Origin of the sequence: Burkholderia aenigmatica (assembly GCF_902499175.1) — a bacterium.
Classification (GTDB): domain Bacteria; phylum Pseudomonadota; class Gammaproteobacteria; order Burkholderiales; family Burkholderiaceae; genus Burkholderia; species Burkholderia aenigmatica.
This window is the reverse complement of record NZ_CABVQC010000005.1, coordinates 37942-56740: the sequence shown is the minus strand read 5'-3', so window position 1 is coordinate 56740 and position 18799 is coordinate 37942. Positions and strand designations below refer to the sequence as shown.

The window sequence follows — 18799 nt, the reverse complement described above, 5'->3', positions numbered from 1 at the left end:
TGACCGTCTTCTCAGGTCAGGCGCACTGCGTTACTGGCACGCTTCGCATTCGTCGAAGCCGGGATCGCCCGGACGCATCGTGCACACCGGACCATCTGCCTCGACCGGCGCGAGTGCCGGTGCCGCGTCGACTGCGCCCGACGACGATGCTGCGCCGCCTGCCGCACCGAAGCCGCCGGCCGCGCCTTGCGCGCCGCCGCTGCTCGAACCGCCGCTCGTCGGCACTGCGTTCAGCGCGCCGTGTGCGACCGTCGACTTCTCGACGTGCGTCGCCGCCATCGTGCGGAGGTAGTAGGTCGTCTTCAGGCCGCGCAGCCATGCGAGCTTGTAGACCTCGTCGAGCTTCTTGCCCGACGCGCCGCCCATGTAGATGTTCAGCGACTGCGCCTGGTCGATCCACTTCTGGCGACGCGACGCCGCTTCGACCAGCCACGTCGGGTCGACTTCGAACGCGGTCGCGTAGATCGCGCGCAGGTCGGCCGGGATGCGGTCGATGCGCGACAGCATGCCGTCGAAGTACTTCAGGTCGGCGACCATCACTTCGTCCCACAGGCCGCGTTCCTTCAGGTCGCGCACCAGGTACTCGTTCACCACCGTGAATTCGCCCGACAGGTTCGACTTCACGTACAGGTTCTGGAAGGTCGGCTCGATACACGCCGACACGCCGATGATGTTCGAGATCGTCGCCGTCGGCGCGATCGCGACGCAGTTCGAGTTGCGCATGCCGTGCGAGGCGATCCGCGAACGCAGCGACGTCCAGTCGAGCGATTCGGACGTGTCGACTTCGACGTAGCCGCCACGTGCTTCCGTCAGCAGCTTCAGCGTGTCCTGCGGGAGGATGCCGCGATCCCACAGCGAGCCGCGGTAGCTCGAGTAGCGGCCGCGCTCTTCGGCCAGCTCGGTCGACGCGTAGTACGCGTAGTAGCAGACCGCTTCCATCGAACGATCGGCGAACTCGACGGCCGCTTCCGACGCGTACGGCGTGCGCAGCAGGTGCAGGCAGTCCTGGAAGCCCATGATGCCCATGCCGACCGGACGGTGCTTCAGGTTCGAGTTACGCGCCTTCGGCACCGCGTAGTAGTTGATGTCGATCACGTTGTCGAGCATGCGCATCGCGACGCTGATCGTGCGCTTCAGCTTCTCGTGGTCGAGCGCGTAGCTGCCGTCGGCCTGCTTCACCAGGTGGGCGACCAGGTTCACCGAGCCGAGGTTGCACACCGCGATTTCGGTGTCGCTCGTGTTCAGCGTGATTTCCGTGCACAGGTTCGACGAGTGGACGACGCCGACGTGCTGCTGCGGCGAGCGCACGTTGCACGGATCCTTGAACGTGATCCACGGGTGGCCCGTCTCGAACAGCATGCCGAGCATCTTGCGCCAGAGTTGCTGCGCCGGGATCTTCTTGAACAGCTTGATCTCGCCGCGCGCGACCTTGTCTTCGTAAGCCGTGTAAGCCGCCTCGAATTCCGCGCCGAACTTGTCGTGCAGGTCCGGGCAGGTCGACGGCGAGAACAGCGTCCAGTCGGTGCCTTCCATCACGCGCTTCATGAACAGGTCGGGAATCCAGTTCGCCGTGTTCATGTCGTGCGTACGGCGGCGGTCGTCGCCCGTGTTCTTGCGCAGCTCGAGGAACTCCTCGATGTCGAGGTGCCACGATTCGAGGTACGCGCAGACCGCGCCCTTGCGCTTGCCGCCCTGGTTGACCGCGACGGCCGTGTCGTTGACGACCTTCAGGAACGGGACCACGCCTTGCGACTTGCCGTTCGTGCCCTTGATATGCGAGCCGAGTGCACGCACGCGCGTCCAGTCGTTGCCCAGGCCGCCGGCGAACTTCGACAGCAGCGCGTTTTCCTTCAGCGCTTCATAGATGCCGTCGAGATCGTCCGCGACCGTCGTCAGGTAGCACGACGACAGCTGCGAGCGGTGCGTGCCCGAGTTGAACAGCGTCGGCGTCGAGCTCATGAAGTCGAAGCTGGACAGCACGTTGTAGAACTCGATCGCGCGCGTTTCGCGGTCGATCTCGTTCAGCGACAGGCCCATCGCGACGCGCATGAAGAATGCCTGCGGCATTTCGATGCGGCTGCCGTCGACGTGCAGGAAGTAGCGGTCGTACAGCGTCTGCAGGCCGAGGTAGCCGAACTGCAGGTCGCGGTTCGCGTCGAGCGCTGCGCCGAGGCGCGTCAGGTCGAACTGCAGCAGCTTGTCGTCGAGCAGGCCGGCGTCGACGCCGCGCTTCAGGAACTGCGGGAAGTATTCCGCGTAACGGGTCGACATCTCGGCCTGGACCACTTCCTCGCCGAGGATCTCGCGACGGATCGTGTGCAGCAGGATGCGGGACGTGACCTGGCTGTATGCCGGATCCTTTTCGATCATCGTGCGCGCAGCCAGGATCGCCGAGTCGTAGACCTGGCTCATCGGCACGCCGTCGTACAGGTTCTTCACCGTTTCGGCGACGATCGGGTCAGGGTTAACCGCGGTGCCAAGGCCGTCGCAGGCCGACACGATCAGTGCGCGCAGCGCGTTCAGGTCGAGCGGACGCGTGACGCCGTTGTCGACGACGTTGATGCCGGTGCTCGCCTCGCCGACTGCTGCCGCTGCTTCCTCGCCCGCGTTCTGGCGCTCAAGGTGACGCTTCTCGCGATACAGCACGTACGCACGCGCGACGTTGTGCTCGCCGCCGCGCATCAGCGCGAGTTCGACCTGGTCCTGGATGTCTTCGATATGGAACGTACCGCCGTTCGGGCGGCTGCGCACGAGCGCGCGCACGACGTTGTGCGTCAGTTGCTCGACCTGCTCGCGCACGCGCGCCGATGCCGCACCCTGCCCGCCATTGACGGCCAGGAAAGCCTTGGTCACCGCGATCGCGATCTTCGAAGGTTCGAACGACACGACGCTGCCGTTGCGGCGGATCACCTTGTAGTCGGCGAACGTGGCCTGCGGCGCGAGCGCCTTCGCGCCCTGTTCGGTCCCGCCGAGCGGACGGCTCGAGGCGCTCTCGTACTGGGACGTCGCGTTGTCGGTGGTTTGCATGTGCAAAGCTCCTGGTGTTGGATGGTGCGGAGAGAACCGCGGATTAAAACGAACGCTGCGCAACGCGGTGCGCGAGCGGTAAGAGGCGAGCGATGCGTCGGGGAAGCCGGTTCGGTCGATGCGCGACAACCGATCCGGTCGTGTGCTTCGTCATGTGTACCCTGCCCCGTCGAAGTTCGCTGCGCTGATCGCGACGCCCGGACCGCCCGGCCTGACGCGCCGCCCTGAGAACCCTGTCCGCCGGCGTTGCCCGCCGGCCGGTGCCGCTCGGGTTTCCCCTGCGACACACACTAGATCTAGTGCAGAACTGCTCAACTGGCACCAAGTATAGTGGACATTCGGAGGACGTCCAAACGGATAATTTGCGATGGAGGTCTTGACATCGCTCACGCGCAGACACGACAAGGCATTGGTCGGAGAAAAAACTTTCTCCGCTCAAAAAACCCCGCGATCAGTGCTGACGGAAAGGAAAGTATTCGGCGGAAAAACCGGCATCGCTCGCGAAGCGTTGCCAATCGAAATGCGGGCCCGGGTCGGTCTTGCGGCCCGGCGCGACGTCCGAGTGTCCCGCGAATGCATCGACCGGATAGCGTGCGGCGAGCGCGCGGGAGAGCGCGGCGAGCATCGCGTACTGCGCGTCGTCGAACGGCACGTCGTCCGCGCCTTCGAGCTCGATGCCGATCGAGAAGTCGTTGCAGCGCGGCCGGCCGAAGAACTCGGACGAGCCCGCGTGCCACGCGCGCTCGTCGCACGACACGAACTGCACGAGCTCGCCGCTGCGGCGGATCAGGAAGTGTGCAGACACGCGCACGTCGAGCAGGTGGCGCTGGTAATAGGGGTGCGCATCGCAGTCGAGGCGATTGAGGAACAGCGCCTCGATCGCATCGCCGCCGAATTCGCCGGGCGGCAGGCTGATGTTGTGGACGACCACGAGCGTCGGCACCGCGCCCGCGGGCCGCACCTCGAAGTTCGGCGACGGTGCATGGCGCGCTTCGCGCACCCAGCCGTTCGCGTCGACCGACAGCAGCGGCGCGTCGCTCATCGTGCGTCGTGACCGCTCGTACGCGCAGCGTGGCGCTGCGCGTGCTCGGCGCTGCAGAAGTATTCGCCGCCCGCGGTGACGGCGTCGCCCTTCGGCGCATGCACGCCACATTCGGCGCAGCGCACCATCGGCTCGGGCAGCGACCGCGCGTCGCCGTTCGGGCGCGCCGAACCCGCGCCGCCGGCGCCGGGCGTACCGTCGTAGCCGGCGCCACGGCCGGTGCGTGCCTGCGCTTGTTCCTGGGCCTGGCGCAGCTTGCGCGTGATCCACGAACCCGCGAAGAAGAGAAGAATCAGGAGAAGAATCTGTCGCATCGGAAACCTGCGGTCAAACCACGGAACGGTGCAGCAGCACCTCGAAAACGAACCGGCTGCCGACATACGCGAGCAGCAGCGCGGCGAACGACACGAGCACCCAGCGCGCGGCGCCACGGCCACGCCAGCCCGACGTCTTGCGGGCGACCAGCAGGCCGCCGAACATCAGCCACGACAGGATCGCGAACACGGTCTTGTGGTCGAGCCGCAGCGCGCGCGCGTCGACCTGCTCGCTGAACAGGATGCCCGACGCAAGCGTCAGCGTGAGCAGCACGAAGCCGGCGCCGATCAGGCGGAACAGCAGCTTCTCGAGCGTCAGCAGCGGCGGCAGCGTCTCGAGCCAGCTCGCGATCCAGCCCGTCGAGCCGTCGCGCCCGCCGCTCCTCAGCGACTGCAGGCGCCGCTCGACCATCAGCATCAGGATCGCGTGCAGCGCCGCGATCGCGAACAGGCCGTATGCGATGTTCGCGATCAGGAAATGCAGCTTGAACAGCGGCGCTGCGGCATAAGGAAGCACCCGCACGCCACCGAACACGAGCGGCAGCAACGACGCGACGCACGCGAGCGGCAGCACCAGCAGGCGCAGGCTGTCGAGCGGGAAGAAGAAGCTCTCGATCCAGTAGATGCCGGCGCCGAGCCAGAACATCGCGGACAGCGCGAACGCGAAGCCGAACACCATCGAGTCGTTCGGAAAGATCGTCATGTGGAGCAGTACGCCATGCGCGACCAGCGCGGCGAACAGCAGCGCGCGGCCGGCCCCGCTCATCCCGGACGCGGCGGACGCGGGAACCGGCACGGCCGGCACGCTCGCGACGAGCGGCGTCGCGCCTTGGCGGTGCGTGCGCCAGCCTGCGACGGCAAGGCCGCCGTACAGGAATGCAGTGAGGGCATACAGTACAATATCCATGTTCGAAGTTTACACTAGGCCCCCTTCCCGCGACGGCTCCCTTTGTTCGGTTCCGCCGCGCCTTCGGGCCCCACTGTCCATCGCTCCCCATGCTCGACAATCTCACTCAACGGATGGCGCGCGTCGTCAAGACGCTGCGCGGCGAGGCCCGGCTTACCGAGGCGAACACGCAGGAGATGCTCCGCGAGGTGCGTCTCGCATTGCTGGAGGCCGACGTCTCGCTGCCGGTCGTCCGCGAATTCATCGCCAAGGTCAAGGAAAAGGCGCTCGGCGAAGAAGTGATCAGCAGCCTGTCGCCGGGTCAGGCGCTGGTCGGCGTGGTCCAGAAGGAACTGACCGCCGTGATCGGCGGCGACTACGAAGGCAAGGCCGCCGAGCTGAACCTCGCGGTCACGCCGCCCGCGGTGATCCTGATGGCCGGCCTGCAGGGCGCGGGCAAGACCACGACCGCCGGCAAGCTCGCGAAGCTGCTGCGCGAGAAGTACAAGAAGAAGGTGCTGACCGTATCGTGCGACGTGTATCGCCCGGCCGCAATCATGCAGCTGAAAACGGTGAGCGAACAGGTCGGTGCCGACTTCTTCCCGTCCACGCCGGACCAGAAACCCGTCGACATCGCAGTCGCGGCCGTCGACTGGGCGAAGCGCCACTACCATGACGTGCTGATCGTCGATACGGCCGGCCGCCTCGGCATCGACGAGGCGATGATGCAGGAAATCGCCGCGCTGCACGGCACGCTGAAGCCGGCCGAAACGCTGTTCGTCGTCGACGCGATGCTCGGCCAGGACGCGGTCAACACCGCGAAGGCGTTCAACGACACGCTGCCGCTCACCGGCGTCGTGCTGACCAAGCTCGACGGCGATTCGCGCGGCGGCGCCGCGCTGTCGGTGCGTCACGTCACGGGCAAGCCGATCAAGTTCGTCGGTGTCGCCGAAAAGCTCGACGGCCTCGAGGTGTTCCACCCCGACCGGATGGCGAACCGGATCCTCGGCATGGGCGACATCCTCGCGCTCGTCGAGGAGGCGCAACGCGGCGTCGACGTGCAGGCCGCACAGAAGCTCGCCGACAAGGTCAAGAAAGGCGGCGACTTCGACCTGAACGATTTCCGCGCGCAGATCTCGCAGATGAAGAACATGGGCGGCCTGTCGTCGCTGATGGACAAGCTGCCTGCGCAGTTCCAGCAGGCGGCGGCCGGCGCCGACATGGGCCAGGCCGAGAAGTCGATCCGCCGGATGGAAGGCATCATCAGCTCGATGACGCCCGCCGAGCGCGCGAAACCCGAGATCATCAAGGCGACGCGCAAGCGCCGCATTGCAGCCGGCGCGGGCGTGCCGGTGCAGGAAGTCAACCGGATGCTGAACCAGTACGACCAGATGCGTACGATGATGAAGAAGCTGAAGGGCGGCAACATGCAGAAGATGATGCGCGGCCTGAAGGGCATGATGCCCGGCATGCGCTGATTCCGCCCGGCGGCCGGCGCGCGGGTTTTTGCTGTAGCGCGCGCCAGCCGTTCTGCTTCATTCTTATTTGTATACCGACTGCCCGCCAGAACACATGAACCGCGAAGAAGCCCTCCACATTTTCAACCACTCCGAAGAGATCGTCTCGGTGGACGCCGTCAATGCGTCGATCTCCCGGATGGCCGACGCGATCCGCGCCGAGATCGGCGATGCGTTCCCGCTCGTTCTCTCGGTGATGGGTGGCGCCGCGGTGTTTACCGGGATGCTGCTGCCGCATCTCGATTTCCCGCTCGAATTCGACTACATCCACCTGACCCGCTACCGCAATACGACGCAGGGCAGCCCGGAAATGCACTGGCGCGTCGCGCCGCGCGAATCGGTGAAGGACCGGATCGTGCTCGTGCTCGACGACATCCTCGACGAAGGCGAGACGATGGCCGCGATCCGCGACCGTATCCTCGACATGGGCGCCAAGCGCTTCATGTCGGCCGTGCTGTGCGAGAAGACGCTCGCGAAGGCCAAGCCGCTGCACCCCGACTTCTGCGGTTTCGCGGTGCCGGACCGTTACGTGTTCGGCTGCGGGATGGATGCAAAGGGCTACTGGCGCAACCTGCCGACGATCCGTGCGCTGACCACGAACGTCTGAGCGCCCCGCTCCGCACGCTATCAATAGAAAGCGGCGCTCCGGCTTCCCGGAGCGCCGCTTTTTTTGGGGCGTCTTGGGTACGCGCCGCCCCGCCCTACAACTGGTGCACGAACGCGCGGATACCGCCCAGCATCATCTCGACCGAAATCGCGACGAGCACGAGCCCCATCAGCCGCTCGAACGCCGCGACGGTGCGCTCGCCGATCCATTGCTGGATCCGCTCGGCCAGCACCAGCGTCACCGCGCAGACGATCATCGTGACCGTCAGCGCGCCGACCCACTCGAGCATCTTGCCGGGCCCCTGCGACGTCAGCAGCATCACCGTCGCGAGCGCGGACGGCCCGGCGAGCGCCGGAATCGCGAGCGGGACGATGAACGGCTCGCCGCCCGCGCGCGGATCGCTGCCGAGCGCACCGTCCGGATGCGGGAAGATCATCCGCAGCGCGATCAGGAACAGCACGATCCCGCCGCCGAGCCGCAGCGACAGGTCGGTGAGACTCATCATCCGCAGGAAGCGATCGCCGACCAGCATGAAGAACAGCAGGATCACGAACGCGATCCCCACTTCACGCAGGATCAGCTTCACGCGCCGCTCGCGCGGCACATCCCGCATCGCCGAAATGAACAGCGGGATGTTACCGAGCGGATCGGTGATCAGCACCAGGAGCACGGTGGCCGACATGAAGGTGTATTCCACCGCGTTCCCCGGTCGGTGCGCTTAGCGCGCGAGCGCGGCGCGGATCTTCTCCACGACCGTGGCCGCGGCCGATTCCGCCGGCAGCAGCGTCGCTTCGGCGTCGCGGCGGCCCTGATACTCGATCTTGCCTTCCTTCAGCCCGCGCTCGCCGATTACGAGGCGATGCGGCACGCCGATCAGCTCCCAGTCGGCGAACATCACGCCCGGGCGCTCGCCGCGGTCGTCGAGGATCACGTCGATGCCGGCTGCGACGAGTTCCGCGTACAGCTTGTCGGCGGTCTCGCGCACCATGTCGCTGCGGTCATAGCCCATCGGGCACAGCACGACTTCGAACGGCGCGATCGATTCCGGCCAGATGATGCCCTTGTCGTCGAAGTTCTGCTCGATCGCCGCGCCGAGAATACGCGTGACGCCGACGCCGTAGCAGCCCATCAGCATCGGCTGCGGCTTGCCCGATTCGTCGAGGAACGTCGCACCCATCGCTTCCGAATACTTGGTGCCGAGCTGGAACACGTGGCCGACCTCGATGCCGCGGCAGATGTCGATCACGCCCTTGCCGTCCGGCGACGGATCGCCCTTCTTCACGTTGCGCACGTCGGCAACGTCCGGCTCCGGCAGGTCGCGGCCCCAGTTCACACCCGCGATGTGATAGTCGACCTCGTTCGCGCCGACGACGAAGTCGCTCATGTTCGCGACCGTGCGATCGGCAATCACCTTCACCGGCTTCTTCGTGCCGACCGGGCCGAGATAACCCGGCGGCGTGCCGAACCACTCGACGATTTCCTGTTCGGTCGCGAAGCGGTGGTTCTTCAGGCCCGGCAGCTTCGACACCTTGATCTCGTTCAGATCGTGATCGCCGCGCAGCATCACAAGCCAGATGGTCGGCTCGGCGCCTTCGTTGTCGGTCGCGAGCACGATCGACTTGATCGTGCGCTCGAGCGGGATGGCCAGCAGTTCGGCGACGGCTTCGCACTTCGCCTTGCCGGGCGTCGCGACCTTCTCCATCGCTTCGGCCGGCGCCGCGCGCTCGGCGATCAGCGGCAGTGCTTCGGCCGCCTCGATGTTCGCCGCGAATTCGGACGTCGGGCAGTAGGCGATCGCGTCTTCACCGGTGTCGGCGATCACGTGGAATTCGTGCGAGAAGTTGCCGCCGATCGAGCCGCTGTCGGCCGCGACCGCGCGGAATTCCAGGCCGAGGCGCGTGAAAATGCGCACGTACGCGTCGTACATCTTGCGATACGACTCGTTCAGGCCGGCCGCATCCTTGTCGAACGAGTACGCGTCCTTCATGATGAATTCGCGGCCGCGCATCACGCCGAAGCGCGGGCGGATCTCGTCGCGGAACTTCGTCTGGATCTGGTAGAAGTTCACCGGCATCTGCCGGTAGCTCTTGATCTGGTTGCGCGCGATGTCGGTGATGACTTCCTCGTGCGTCGGCCCGATCACGAAGTCATTGTCCTTGCGGTCCTTGAAGCGCAGCAGCTCGGGGCCGTACTGTTCCCAGCGGCCCGATTCCTGCCACAGTTCGGCTGGTTGCACGGCCGGCATCAGCAGCTCGATGGCGCCCGCCCGGTTCATTTCCTCGCGCACGATCGCCTCGACCTTGCGAATCGAACGCAGGCCGACCGGCAGGTAGTTATAGATGCCGCCGGCGACACGACGGATCATGCCGGCGCGCACCATCAGCTTGTGGCTGACGATCTCTGCGTCGGCGGGTGCTTCTTTCAGGGTGCCGATAAAGAAACGGGAAGCTTTCATGCGGACGGTTCCAAAAACGGCGCCCCCAGGCGGGGCGCCCGAAAAAGTTTCAAGGTGAAAAAGCTGCGCGCGGCGAACAACGATGAACGACGATGGCGCAGACGACGTAGCAGACTAATCAGGGACAATTCAATCGGCACGCCCCGCGCGGATTCGCTCCGTCACGGTGCGCAGCGCCCGTTATCTGTTTATAATCAAAGCAATTTTAAAGGATTCGAAGGTGGTTGTATGCTGGATCGTGAAGGCTTTCGCCCGAACGTCGGCATCATCCTCTTGAACGCGCGCAACGAGGTGTTTTGGGGCAAGCGGCTCCGCGAGCATTCCTGGCAGTTTCCTCAAGGTGGGATCAAGTACGGCGAGACCCCCATGCAGGCGATGTACCGGGAACTGCACGAGGAAACGGGCCTGCATCCGGAACACGTCAAGATAATCGGCCGCACCCGCGACTGGTTGCGTTATGAGGTGCCTGACAAGTTCATTAAACGCGAAGTACGCGGTCATTACCGCGGCCAGAAGCAGATCTGGTTCCTGCTGCGGATGGTTGGACGCGATTGCGACATTTGCTTGCGCGCGACCGACCACCCGGAGTTCGATGCGTGGCGCTGGAACGAGTACTGGGTGCCGCTCGATGCGGTGATCGAGTTCAAGCGGGATGTCTATCAGTTGGCGCTGACGGAACTGTCGCGCTTCCTGCGCCGCCCGGCGCAGCGAGCCGAGAAGCCGCGCGGGCCGCGTCTGTCGCGCTATCCGCGCGTCATTGGCGTGCAGGCCCAGCAGACGCTGACGATTGTCGACACATCGGTAGTCTGTTCGGAGATCGAAGTGGAAGCGAGCACGCTCGACGAGATGCCGCCCCACGTGATCGTCGGTAAATGACGAATCGAACTGCATGACCGGGCGCGACCTTGGTGTCGCGCCCTTTTTTTACGAGGAATGCATATTGAAAGCGATTGCTCTCGCGCTCGCATCGATTGCCGCGGTGGCCACGCTGGCAGGTTGCGCGAATTCGAAGACGCCGACCAACAAGGACGACAGCGAGTTCGTGTATCTGCTGGACCGCCAGGGAACCTGGAAGGAAAACGCGGTCGATTCGCTGCCGCCGCTGCCGCAGGCGGGTGACCTGCTGCCGTTCAACGTATCGCAGAACACGCCGCTCAAGTTCTTCGTCGATGCGAAGTCGCTCGCGGTCGGCACCGATGGCGTCGTGCGCTTCGCAGTCGTCATCACGAGCCCGGCCGGTGCGCGCAACGTGAACTACGAAGGTATCCGCTGCGACACTTACGAGTGGCGCCAGTATGCCGGCCTGAATTCGGAACACGACGGCTGGGATCGCACGGTCGAGAACGACTGGCGGCGCATCGAGAACGGCGAGCTGAATGCCTATCACTCGGCGCTCTATCAGGACTACTTCTGCTCGAACAAGATGCCGCAGGGCACGACCCAGCAGATCCTGGAGAACATCCGGTTTCACCGCACCGCGATGAGCCAGTTGCGCTGACGGCGCGCGGCGCCCGCCGTGCCGCCTGTACGCCGCATGAAAAAAGCCCGCATCACGCGGGCTTTTACATTTGAAGGCCGGAACCGAAGACGCGAATGGTCACACCAGCACCAGGTTGTCGCGATGGATCAACTCGGGCTCCAGCATGTAGCCGAGCACGGATTCGATCTCGCCGCTCGGCTTGCGGTGAATCAGCTTCGTCTCCGCACTGCTGTAGTTCGTAAGCCCACGCGCCACTTCGCGCCCGGCAGGATCGACACACGCGATGACTTCACCGCGCGCGAACGCGCCCTGCACGCCGACCACGCCAATCGGCAGCAGGCTCTTGCCGCCGGCCGTCAGCTTCTCGACCGCGCCTGCGTCGATCACGACGTGGCCGCGCACCTGAAGATGGTCGGCCATCCACTGCTTGCGCGCCGCCATCCGCGCGGTACGTGCGATCAGTTGCGTGCCGATCGCCTCGCCGGCCGCCAGACGCACGAGCACGTCAGTCTCCCGGCCGCTCGCGATCACGGTATTCGCGCCGCTGTGCGCCGCACGTTTCGCCGCGAGGATCTTCGTCAGCATCCCGCCGCGGCCAAGGCTCGAGCCTGCACCGCCCGCCATCGCCTCGAGTTCCGGCGCGCCTGCGCTGGCTTCCGCAACGAGCGTCGCGCTCGGATCCTTGCGCGGATCGGCCGTGAACAGCCCCGTCTGGTCGGTCAGGATGATCAGTGCATCGCCTTCGATCAGGTTTGCAACGAGCGCGCCGAGCGTGTCGTTGTCGCCGAACTTGATTTCGTCGGTGACGACCGTGTCGTTCTCGTTGATGATCGGCACGACGCCAAGCCGCAACAGTGTCAGCAGCGTCGAACGCGCATTCAGGTAACGCTCGCGGTCTGCCAGGTCGGCATGCGTGAGCAGGATCTGCGCGGTGCGGATGTCGTGCTCGGTGAAGCGGCTCTCATAGACCTGCGCGAGCCCCATCTGGCCGACTGCGGCGGCGGCCTGCAACTCGTCGATTTCCCGCGGCCGCTTGCTCCAGCCGAGCCGCTGCATCCCTTCGGCAATCGCGCCCGAACTGACGAGCACGACTTCCTTGCCTTGCGCACGCAGCGCGGCGATCTGCGCCGCCCAGCGGCCGATTGCTGCATGATCGAGCCCCTTGCCGTCGTTGGTCACTAGGCTGGAACCCACCTTCACCACCAATCGCTTCGAATCCGCGATGATCGAACGCATCCTGCACTGTCTCCTGTATCTGATGCCTGCCCGGCCGGACGCGATTGAACGCCGACGCCGGGCGGCACGCCCGGCGCGTTCCGGAACAACTCAGGCGTCGTCGCCCGGCGTCACATCGCCTTTGGCAGGCGGCGCGTCGCGGAAGCGCACGTCCGCCGCGAGATCTTCCGCCTCCGCCGCGCGATGCGCGTCCGAATGTTCGGAGAGGTAGTCGAAGATCGCGTAGCACAGCGCTTCACAGCCCTGGCCCGTCAGTGCCGAGATCTCGAACACGGGGCCGTCCCACTCGAAGCGCTCGAGGAAATCCGCGACGCGCGCCTTGCGCTCGTCTTCCGGCACCATGTCGAGCTTGTTCAGCACGAGCCAGCGCGGCTTCTCGTAGAGCGCTTCGTCGTACTTGCGCAGCTCGCCGACGATCGCCGTCGCTTCCGCAACCGGATCGACGCTTTCGTCGAACGGCGCGAGATCGACGAGATGCAGCAGCACGCCGGTGCGCTGCAGGTGGCGCAGGAACTGATGGCCGAGGCCCGCGCCTTCGGCGGCACCCTCGATCAGCCCCGGGATGTCGGCGATCACGAAGCTCTTGCTCGGGCCGACACGCACCACGCCAAGATTCGGCGCAAGCGTCGTGAACGGGTAGTCGGCAATCTTCGGCCTTGCGTTCGACACCGACGAGATGAACGTCGACTTGCCCGCGTTCGGCATGCCGAGCAGACCGACATCGGCGAGCACCTTGAGCTCGAGCTTCAGCATGCGACGCTCGCCGGGCTTGCCGTCCGTCTTCTGGCGCGGCGCGCGGTTCGTGCTCGACTTGAAATGCAGGTTGCCGAGCCCGCCGGACCCGCCCTGCGCCAGCATCACCTGCTGGTCGTGCTCGGTCAGGTCGGCGATCAGCTCGCCGGTATCCATGTCGCTGATCATCGTGCCGACCGGCATGCGCAGCGTGACGTCGTCGCCACCCTTGCCGTAGCAATCCGAGCCGCGCCCGTTTTCGCCGTTGCGCGCCAGATGCTTCTTCGCGTAACGGTAGTCGATCAGCGTGTTGATGTTGCGGTCGGCGATCGCGTACACGCTACCGCCCCGGCCGCCGTCGCCGCCGTCCGGCCCGCCGAACGGGACGAATTTCTCGCGGCGCATCGACGCGCTGCCATCGCCTCCGTCTCCGGCGATGACTTCGATTCGTGCTTCGTCAATGAACTTCATTCGTCACTCCGCCCAGTATTTCCGCTATTGTGCCGCGCACCGGCACGCTTGAACAATCTGCCGTTCGGCCGATCGTACGCCGGTTGCGCGATGGCCGCCCGAACGCACACGCGCCCGGCGGCCAAATAAAAAAAGGCCCCGCGAAGACTGCGGGGCCTTTCGGCTACGAAGCCCTTGGGTGCCTGAACTTAGGCAGCCGCCGGGACAACGATGACCAGATGCTTCTTATCCGCGCCCTTCGTCGCGAACTTGACGTGACCGTCGACCAGCGCGAACAGGGTGTGATCCTTGCCCATGCCGACGTTCTCGCCTGCGTGCATGCGCGTACCGCGCTGACGCACGATGATGCCGCCGGCATTGATTGCCTGGCCGCCGTACACTTTCACGCCGAGACGTTTCGACTCGGAGTCGCGGCCGTTCCGGGAAGAGCCGCCTGCCTTTTTGTGTGCCATCTGATTGCTCCTTTACCGAGGCGCTTACGCGTTGATCGCGTCGATGCGCAGCTCAGTGTAGTTCTGGCGGTGGCCGCCGTGCTTTTGGTAGTGCTTCCGGCGACGCATCTTGAAGATGGTGACCTTGGCATGACGACCGTGCGACACAACGGTGGCCTTGACGGAAGCCCCACTGACCAGCGGCGTACCGAACTTAATCGATTCGCCTTCGCCCACTGCGAGAACCTGGTCGAGCGTGATTTCAGCGTCAATGTCAGCCGGTATCTGTTCTACTTTGAGTTTTTCGCCAACGGCAACCTTGTACTGCTTGCCGCCGGTTTTTATGACCGCGTACATTGAGAACCTCACTCTGGATCCAAATTTTCCGCACACCACGCGCGGAAAACACGTGATTATACATGGGCTTAGCGCCGAAGTCAAAACCCATCGACGATTGCCGTGTGCCGGCCTCGGCCGAATGGCCAAATTCGCGGCTGCGGCACGTGTCACAGACCGGGATATCTCGGATTCGCCTTATAATCCGCCGCATCACCCAATTCCATCATCATGTCGTCGTCCACCGCCTCCCCCACCCTCAGCGCCGCCCACCTGCTCGCTCCGATCACCAGTGACATGGAGCAGGTGAATCGCGTTATCCGGCAAAGCCTCGCGTCCGACGTGTTGCTGATCAACCAGATCGCCGAGTACATCATCGGCGCGGGCGGCAAGCGGCTGCGTCCGGCGTTGCTGCTGCTCGTCGCCGGTGCGCTCGGCGAGACGTCGCACCAGCGGCACGTGCTGGCCGCCGTCGTCGAATTCATCCACACGGCCACGCTGCTGCATGACGACGTCGTCGACGAATCCGAGCTGCGCCGCGGCCGCCAGACCGCCAATGCGCTGTTCGGCAACGCCGCGAGCGTGCTGGTAGGCGACTACCTCTATTCACGCTCGTTCGAGATGATGGTCGGCGTCGGCAAGATGCGCGTGATGGAGATCCTGTCCGAAGCCACGACGATCATCTCGGAAGGCGAGGTGCTGCAGCTCCTCAATATGCACGACGCGGACGTCGACGAAACGCGCTACATGCAGGTGATCCGCTACAAGACGGCCAAGCTGTTCGAGGCGTCGGCCCGCCTGGGCGCGGTGCTCGCGGGCGCCGATGCGCCGACCGAGGCCGCCGCCGCCGAATACGGCCGCCGGATCGGTACCGCATTCCAGATCATGGACGACTGGCTCGACTACGCGGGCACCGTCGAGGCAATGGGCAAGAATGCCGGCGACGACCTCCGCGAAGGCAAGCCGACGCTGCCGCTCATCTATCTGATCGAACGCGGCACGCCTGAGCAGTCGGCGCTGGCACGCGAGGCGATCGAACAGGGCGGCACCGATCGCTTCGACACGATCTTCGAAGCGATCACGCGCTCGGGCGCACTGGATCACACGCTCGAATGCGCACGCCAGGAAGCGCAGGCGGCAGCGGCGGCGATCGCCGCGTTCCCCGATTCGATCTACAAGGAAAGCCTGCTCACGTTGTGCTCGTACTCGACGTCGCGGCAGTCGTAAGTGCATGTCGTACGTCGCTGCCCCGGCTGCGACGTACGTTCGACACGGGAAAATCACCTGTCTCGAAAAATTTCTTCTCCAGGGGCTTCCCTTTTTGAAGAAACGTCGTTATAGTTATGTTCTTGCTTGACGACGCAGCGGTTTTAAAGAAAACCGTGAAATCGGAAGAGTAAATCGGGGTGTAGCTTAGCCTGGTAGAGCGCTACGTTCGGGACGTAGAGGCCGGAGGTTCGAATCCTCTCACCCCGACCAGATTTTCAAGGATCATCGAAACACCGATCCTTTTCAGCTTGATGTTGTAGTCAACGCTGTACAAAGAATGCCCTGTCGAATGACGGGGCATTTTTTTTTGCCCGCTTTTCCATACATCGCCAAACGCCGGATGGCGCCGGTGCTTGGCACGAAACAGACTATCCCCAAAACCGCCGGCGCGGGCGGATTGACGCCAAAGCGAAAACATCCAGCCTCGCGAAATACGGAATCCTGCGCTCACGCAATCTCTCAGTTCAAGCTCCGGACTTCGTAAGGCCGGATTGATCGGGCCTCGTTGGACTTTCCGCTCCACCTCCGGAGCCGAAACCTGTTACTCGGACCCGCCAGACCATTCCCGGCACGCATCAAAGGCTTCGCGCACCTGTCCTTGCCGATCTTCGCGGAGAGTGAAAGACGCGATCGCCAGCCGGATAATCCGGAATTTCAGAGTTGCGGCAAGGCAACTCCCCAATCGATGCTGCAATCCTTTGCCAGCATGCGCATCCGGGATAGCGTCACACGATACGAGCGATCATATAGATGATCGTTCGGCCGCAACGCAAGCGCATGCAGTCCTGCCGATTCCTTGAGGAACGCCGATGCCAAAAGCTTCGGCAACCGGTCGCAATTCAGATGGAATGGCGAGCTGCCGCTCTGCTCGTCCATCTGCGCCATGTAAAAACACTGAATCGCACAGAAGACACCCACCGGGTCATTGCATGCGGCTTGCAAAGCGTTCTCGAGTTCACGCTGGACGAAATCGACACCTTCCGTTCGGCTGAGCGGATACAACGTGCGTTCCAGCAATTCCGCATGATCGGTCGGACGCATGTCGTCGTTGATCTCGGGCGGTGTGCGGAACACACACGCCTCGCCACGCAATACACTCGCGAGCCACCCACCTCGGATGGCGGTCAAAACGTCGAATTCCGTCGGATTCATTGCAGTATCTTGATGTTCGGCATCGCACTTGTACCGCGGATGACCTGCCTGCTCCGGCAAACCGCCTCGCGAATATCGATGTGTATCGATTGGCGATTGCCTGCCGTGGGCCGCGAGATTCATCACCGCGTTGTATTGATAATGCTCGGCCGGCTGATGCAGGCCGACAGCCGATGTCACCTGACCGCGCTCGTCCCGTCGATAAGCCAGGGTATCGAAGTCCGACTCGCCCCGCTCCAGACGACCTGCTCCGTCATAGGCATACGCGCGTCTCGTCAATTGTCAGCAGGCGCCGCACGACTGTACGCCCGCTTCATGAAACGCAAAGCTTGCGCCCACCGCTTGATAGATGTGAAAGGTTATCGAAGATTTTTACAAATTGCCGAGAATTGACTAGAGTTGCCGAGCGCGCGGCCCCGTCAGACACATCACGGTCGCCGGCCTCTGCTATATTCCCTCCATTCCTGTCCTTCACTGCCCTTCCAACGCGTGGACCAAATTCCCTTATGGGCGCAAATCGGCGCCGTCTTCCTGCTTCTCCTCTGTTCCAGCTTCTTTTCGATTTCCGAGACCGCGATGATGGCGCTCAACCGCCATCGGCTGAAGCATCTCGCCACCCAGGGCGCGCTCGGCGCGAAGACCACGCAGGGGCTGCTCACGCGCACTGACCTGCTGCTCAGCGTGATCCTGATCGGCAACAACCTGTTCAACACGATCATCCCGGTCCTGACGACGTCGCTCGCGCTGCATACGTTCGGCCGCAACAACCTCGCACTGTCGATCGCGACCGGCATCGTCGCGTTCCTGATCATCGTGTTTGCGGAAATCGCGCCGAAGATCGTCGGCGCGACGTTCCCCGAACGCATCGCACTGCCCGCGAGCCTCGTGATCGCGCCGCTGATGCGCGTGTTCAAGCCGGTCGTCTGGTTCGTCAACGCGCTCGCGAACGGCGTGCTGTGGGTGCTGCGCATCAACACGAAGAAGGGGCGCGACCAGCGCATGTCGGCCGACGAGCTGCGCGCGATCGTGCTCGAGTCGAGCAGTTTCATGCCGACCAAGCACCGCAGCATCCTGCTCAACCTGTTCGACCTCGAGAACATCACGGTCGACGACGTGATGGTGCCGCGCCGCCAGATCGAGTCGCTCAACTTCTACGCACCGCTCGACGACGTCCTGCACCAGCTCGAAACCTGCTACCACAACCGGCTCGTCGTCTACGAAGGCGACATCGACAGGGTGCTCGGCGTGCTGCACGTCCGCAAGACGCTGACTGCGCTGCACAACCAGGAGTTCGACCGCGAGACGCTGCGCACGCTGCTCGCCGAGCCGTACTACGTGCCGTCGGGCACGCCGGTGGTTCAGCAGCTCCAGTTTTTCCAGGAAACGCGGCAGCGGACCGCGCTCGTCGTCAACGAGTATGGCGAGCTCGAAGGGCTCGTCACGCCCGAAGACATCATCGAGGAGCTGATCGGCGAATTCACGACGTCGATGCCGCGCAGCGAACGCAAGGGCGGCTGGGACGAGAACGGCGAATGCATCGTCTCGGCGAGCATGCCGCTGCGCGAACTGAACCGCTGGCTGCACCTGAAGCTGCCGACCGACGGGCCGAAGACGCTGAACGGACTCGTTCTCGAAATCCTCGAAGAAATTCCGGAAGACGACGTGTGCCTGAAAATTGGAGACGTGATGCTCGAGGTGATGCGCAGCGATGACCAGGCCGTGCGCACGGTCAAGCTCTTCAAACCGCGCAGCTCGCGCACCGCACGTACTAACGCGCGCTAGCCGAACGGCCGACTGCCGGCGCCGCCCGAGACGCGCGACCATCTGCTGGTCACAGTTAACAG

General features: G+C 64.2%; 17 protein-coding genes and 1 tRNA gene. 7 read left to right on the top strand and 11 right to left on the bottom strand.

Translation table 11 applies throughout. From position 1 onward, the window contains the following. Positions 1-30 precede the first annotated feature (30 nt). The 4 genes from BDO18943_RS05340 to BDO18943_RS05325 all read right to left on the bottom strand — a co-directional run bounded on the left by BDO18943_RS05340 (position 31) and on the right by BDO18943_RS05325 (position 5290). The gene (locus BDO18943_RS05340; RefSeq protein WP_175021547.1) at positions 31-3027 is read right to left on the bottom strand and encodes a ribonucleoside-diphosphate reductase subunit alpha; all 2997 of its coding nucleotides are present in this window, start codon (positions 3025-3027) and stop codon (positions 31-33) included. Between the two features lie 451 nt (positions 3028-3478). Continuing rightward, on the bottom strand, positions 3479-4069 hold the full coding sequence (gene ampD / locus BDO18943_RS05335) for a 1,6-anhydro-N-acetylmuramyl-L-alanine amidase AmpD (protein ID WP_175021546.1): 591 nt from the start codon (positions 4067-4069) through the stop codon (positions 3479-3481). Then, the gene (locus BDO18943_RS05330; RefSeq protein WP_175021545.1) at positions 4066-4383 is read right to left on the bottom strand and encodes a PP0621 family protein; all 318 of its coding nucleotides are present in this window, start codon (positions 4381-4383) and stop codon (positions 4066-4068) included. Before BDO18943_RS05330 ends, ampD begins: the two co-directional genes overlap by 4 nt. Before the next feature lie 13 nt (positions 4384-4396). Further along, a complete protein-coding gene (locus tag BDO18943_RS05325; RefSeq protein WP_043191410.1) occupies positions 4397-5290 on the bottom strand; it encodes a cytochrome C assembly family protein in 894 nt (297 codons plus the stop codon). A gap of 89 nt (positions 5291-5379) precedes the next feature. Between BDO18943_RS05325 and ffh the strand changes: the two genes are divergently transcribed. Continuing rightward, on the top strand, positions 5380-6747 hold the full coding sequence (gene ffh / locus BDO18943_RS05320; protein ID WP_021159890.1) for a signal recognition particle protein: 1368 nt from the start codon (positions 5380-5382) through the stop codon (positions 6745-6747). A 94-nt stretch (positions 6748-6841) separates the two neighbouring features. Continuing rightward, positions 6842-7393: a hypoxanthine-guanine phosphoribosyltransferase gene (locus BDO18943_RS05315; RefSeq protein ID WP_043191413.1), complete on the top strand. Its 552-nt coding sequence runs from the start codon at positions 6842-6844 to the stop codon at positions 7391-7393. 94 nt (positions 7394-7487) lie between these two features. Here BDO18943_RS05315 and BDO18943_RS05310 read toward each other — a convergent pair whose 3' ends face one another. Continuing rightward, entirely contained in the window at positions 7488-8090 is a 603-nt protein-coding gene (locus BDO18943_RS05310) for a MarC family protein (RefSeq protein WP_043191416.1), read from the bottom strand. A gap of 21 nt (positions 8091-8111) precedes the next feature. After that, positions 8112-9848 carry a proline--tRNA ligase gene (locus BDO18943_RS05305; RefSeq protein WP_175021544.1) on the bottom strand — a complete coding sequence of 579 codons (1737 nt, stop codon included), beginning with the start codon at positions 9846-9848 and terminating at the stop codon, positions 8112-8114. Positions 9849-10076: 228 nt separating this feature from the next. On the opposite strand from BDO18943_RS05305, the gene BDO18943_RS05300 reads away from it, so the two are divergent. Then, positions 10077-10724 carry an RNA pyrophosphohydrolase gene (locus BDO18943_RS05300; protein WP_011350862.1) on the top strand — a complete coding sequence of 216 codons (648 nt, stop codon included), beginning with the start codon at positions 10077-10079 and terminating at the stop codon, positions 10722-10724. A 13-nt stretch (positions 10725-10737) separates the two neighbouring features. Next, on the top strand, positions 10738-11346 hold the full coding sequence (locus tag BDO18943_RS05295) for a CNP1-like family protein (protein ID WP_043191420.1): 609 nt from the start codon (positions 10738-10740) through the stop codon (positions 11344-11346). 99 nt (positions 11347-11445) lie between these two features. On the opposite strand, the gene proB is transcribed toward BDO18943_RS05295, so the two are convergent. The 4 genes from proB to rplU all read right to left on the bottom strand — a co-directional run bounded on the left by proB (position 11446) and on the right by rplU (position 14555). Continuing rightward, a complete protein-coding gene (proB, locus tag BDO18943_RS05290; protein ID WP_175021543.1) occupies positions 11446-12564 on the bottom strand; it encodes a glutamate 5-kinase in 1119 nt (372 codons plus the stop codon). A 90-nt stretch (positions 12565-12654) separates the two neighbouring features. Further along, complete coding sequence (gene obgE / locus BDO18943_RS05285) at positions 12655-13767, bottom strand: GTPase ObgE (RefSeq protein ID WP_175021542.1); 1113 nt, start codon at positions 13765-13767, stop codon at positions 12655-12657. A 188-nt stretch (positions 13768-13955) separates the two neighbouring features. Beyond that, the gene (gene rpmA, locus BDO18943_RS05280; RefSeq protein ID WP_006476999.1) at positions 13956-14219 is read right to left on the bottom strand and encodes a 50S ribosomal protein L27; all 264 of its coding nucleotides are present in this window, start codon (positions 14217-14219) and stop codon (positions 13956-13958) included. A 24-nt stretch (positions 14220-14243) separates the two neighbouring features. Next, positions 14244-14555: a 50S ribosomal protein L21 gene (gene rplU / locus BDO18943_RS05275; RefSeq protein WP_006025184.1), complete on the bottom strand. Its 312-nt coding sequence runs from the start codon at positions 14553-14555 to the stop codon at positions 14244-14246. A gap of 210 nt (positions 14556-14765) precedes the next feature. Here rplU and BDO18943_RS05270 point away from each other — a divergent pair, with 210 nt between their 5' ends. Both BDO18943_RS05270 and BDO18943_RS05265 read left to right on the top strand, forming a co-directional pair. Beyond that, positions 14766-15761 carry a polyprenyl synthetase family protein gene (locus tag BDO18943_RS05270; RefSeq protein ID WP_175021541.1) on the top strand — a complete coding sequence of 332 codons (996 nt, stop codon included), beginning with the start codon at positions 14766-14768 and terminating at the stop codon, positions 15759-15761. A 175-nt stretch (positions 15762-15936) separates the two neighbouring features. Then, positions 15937-16013: transfer RNA gene (locus tag BDO18943_RS05265), tRNA-Pro, on the top strand. Between the two features lie 444 nt (positions 16014-16457). Here BDO18943_RS05265 and BDO18943_RS43055 read toward each other — a convergent pair. After that, entirely contained in the window at positions 16458-17135 is a 678-nt protein-coding gene (locus BDO18943_RS43055) for a hypothetical protein (protein WP_175021540.1), read from the bottom strand. Positions 17136-17444: 309 nt separating this feature from the next. Between BDO18943_RS43055 and BDO18943_RS05255 the strand changes: the two genes are divergently transcribed. After that, positions 17445-18737 carry an HlyC/CorC family transporter gene (locus BDO18943_RS05255; RefSeq protein WP_051890409.1) on the top strand — a complete coding sequence of 431 codons (1293 nt, stop codon included), beginning with the start codon at positions 17445-17447 and terminating at the stop codon, positions 18735-18737. The last annotated feature ends 62 nt before the right edge of the window (positions 18738-18799 follow it).

Coding starts and splice junctions, on each gene's coding strand:
- obgE (WP_175021542.1), bottom strand. CDS start 13,767: ATGAAGTTCATTGACGAAGCACGAATCGAAGTCATCGCCGGAGACGGA.
- BDO18943_RS05315 (WP_043191413.1), top strand. CDS start 6,842: ATGAACCGCGAAGAAGCCCTCCACATTTTCAACCACTCCGAAGAGATC.
- BDO18943_RS05295 (WP_043191420.1), top strand. CDS start 10,738: ATGACCGGGCGCGACCTTGGTGTCGCGCCCTTTTTTTACGAGGAATGC.
- BDO18943_RS05300 (WP_011350862.1), top strand. CDS start 10,077: ATGCTGGATCGTGAAGGCTTTCGCCCGAACGTCGGCATCATCCTCTTG.
- proB (WP_175021543.1), bottom strand. CDS start 12,564: ATGCGTTCGATCATCGCGGATTCGAAGCGATTGGTGGTGAAGGTGGGT.
- BDO18943_RS05325 (WP_043191410.1), bottom strand. CDS start 5,290: ATGGATATTGTACTGTATGCCCTCACTGCATTCCTGTACGGCGGCCTT.
- ffh (WP_021159890.1), top strand. CDS start 5,380: ATGCTCGACAATCTCACTCAACGGATGGCGCGCGTCGTCAAGACGCTG.
- BDO18943_RS05330 (WP_175021545.1), bottom strand. CDS start 4,383: ATGCGACAGATTCTTCTCCTGATTCTTCTCTTCTTCGCGGGTTCGTGG.
- rplU (WP_006025184.1), bottom strand. CDS start 14,555: ATGTACGCGGTCATAAAAACCGGCGGCAAGCAGTACAAGGTTGCCGTT.
- rpmA (WP_006476999.1), bottom strand. CDS start 14,219: ATGGCACACAAAAAGGCAGGCGGCTCTTCCCGGAACGGCCGCGACTCC.
- BDO18943_RS05270 (WP_175021541.1), top strand. CDS start 14,766: ATGTCGTCGTCCACCGCCTCCCCCACCCTCAGCGCCGCCCACCTGCTC.
- ampD (WP_175021546.1), bottom strand. CDS start 4,069: ATGAGCGACGCGCCGCTGCTGTCGGTCGACGCGAACGGCTGGGTGCGC.
- BDO18943_RS05340 (WP_175021547.1), bottom strand. CDS start 3,027: ATGCAAACCACCGACAACGCGACGTCCCAGTACGAGAGCGCCTCGAGC.
- BDO18943_RS05305 (WP_175021544.1), bottom strand. CDS start 9,848: ATGAAAGCTTCCCGTTTCTTTATCGGCACCCTGAAAGAAGCACCCGCC.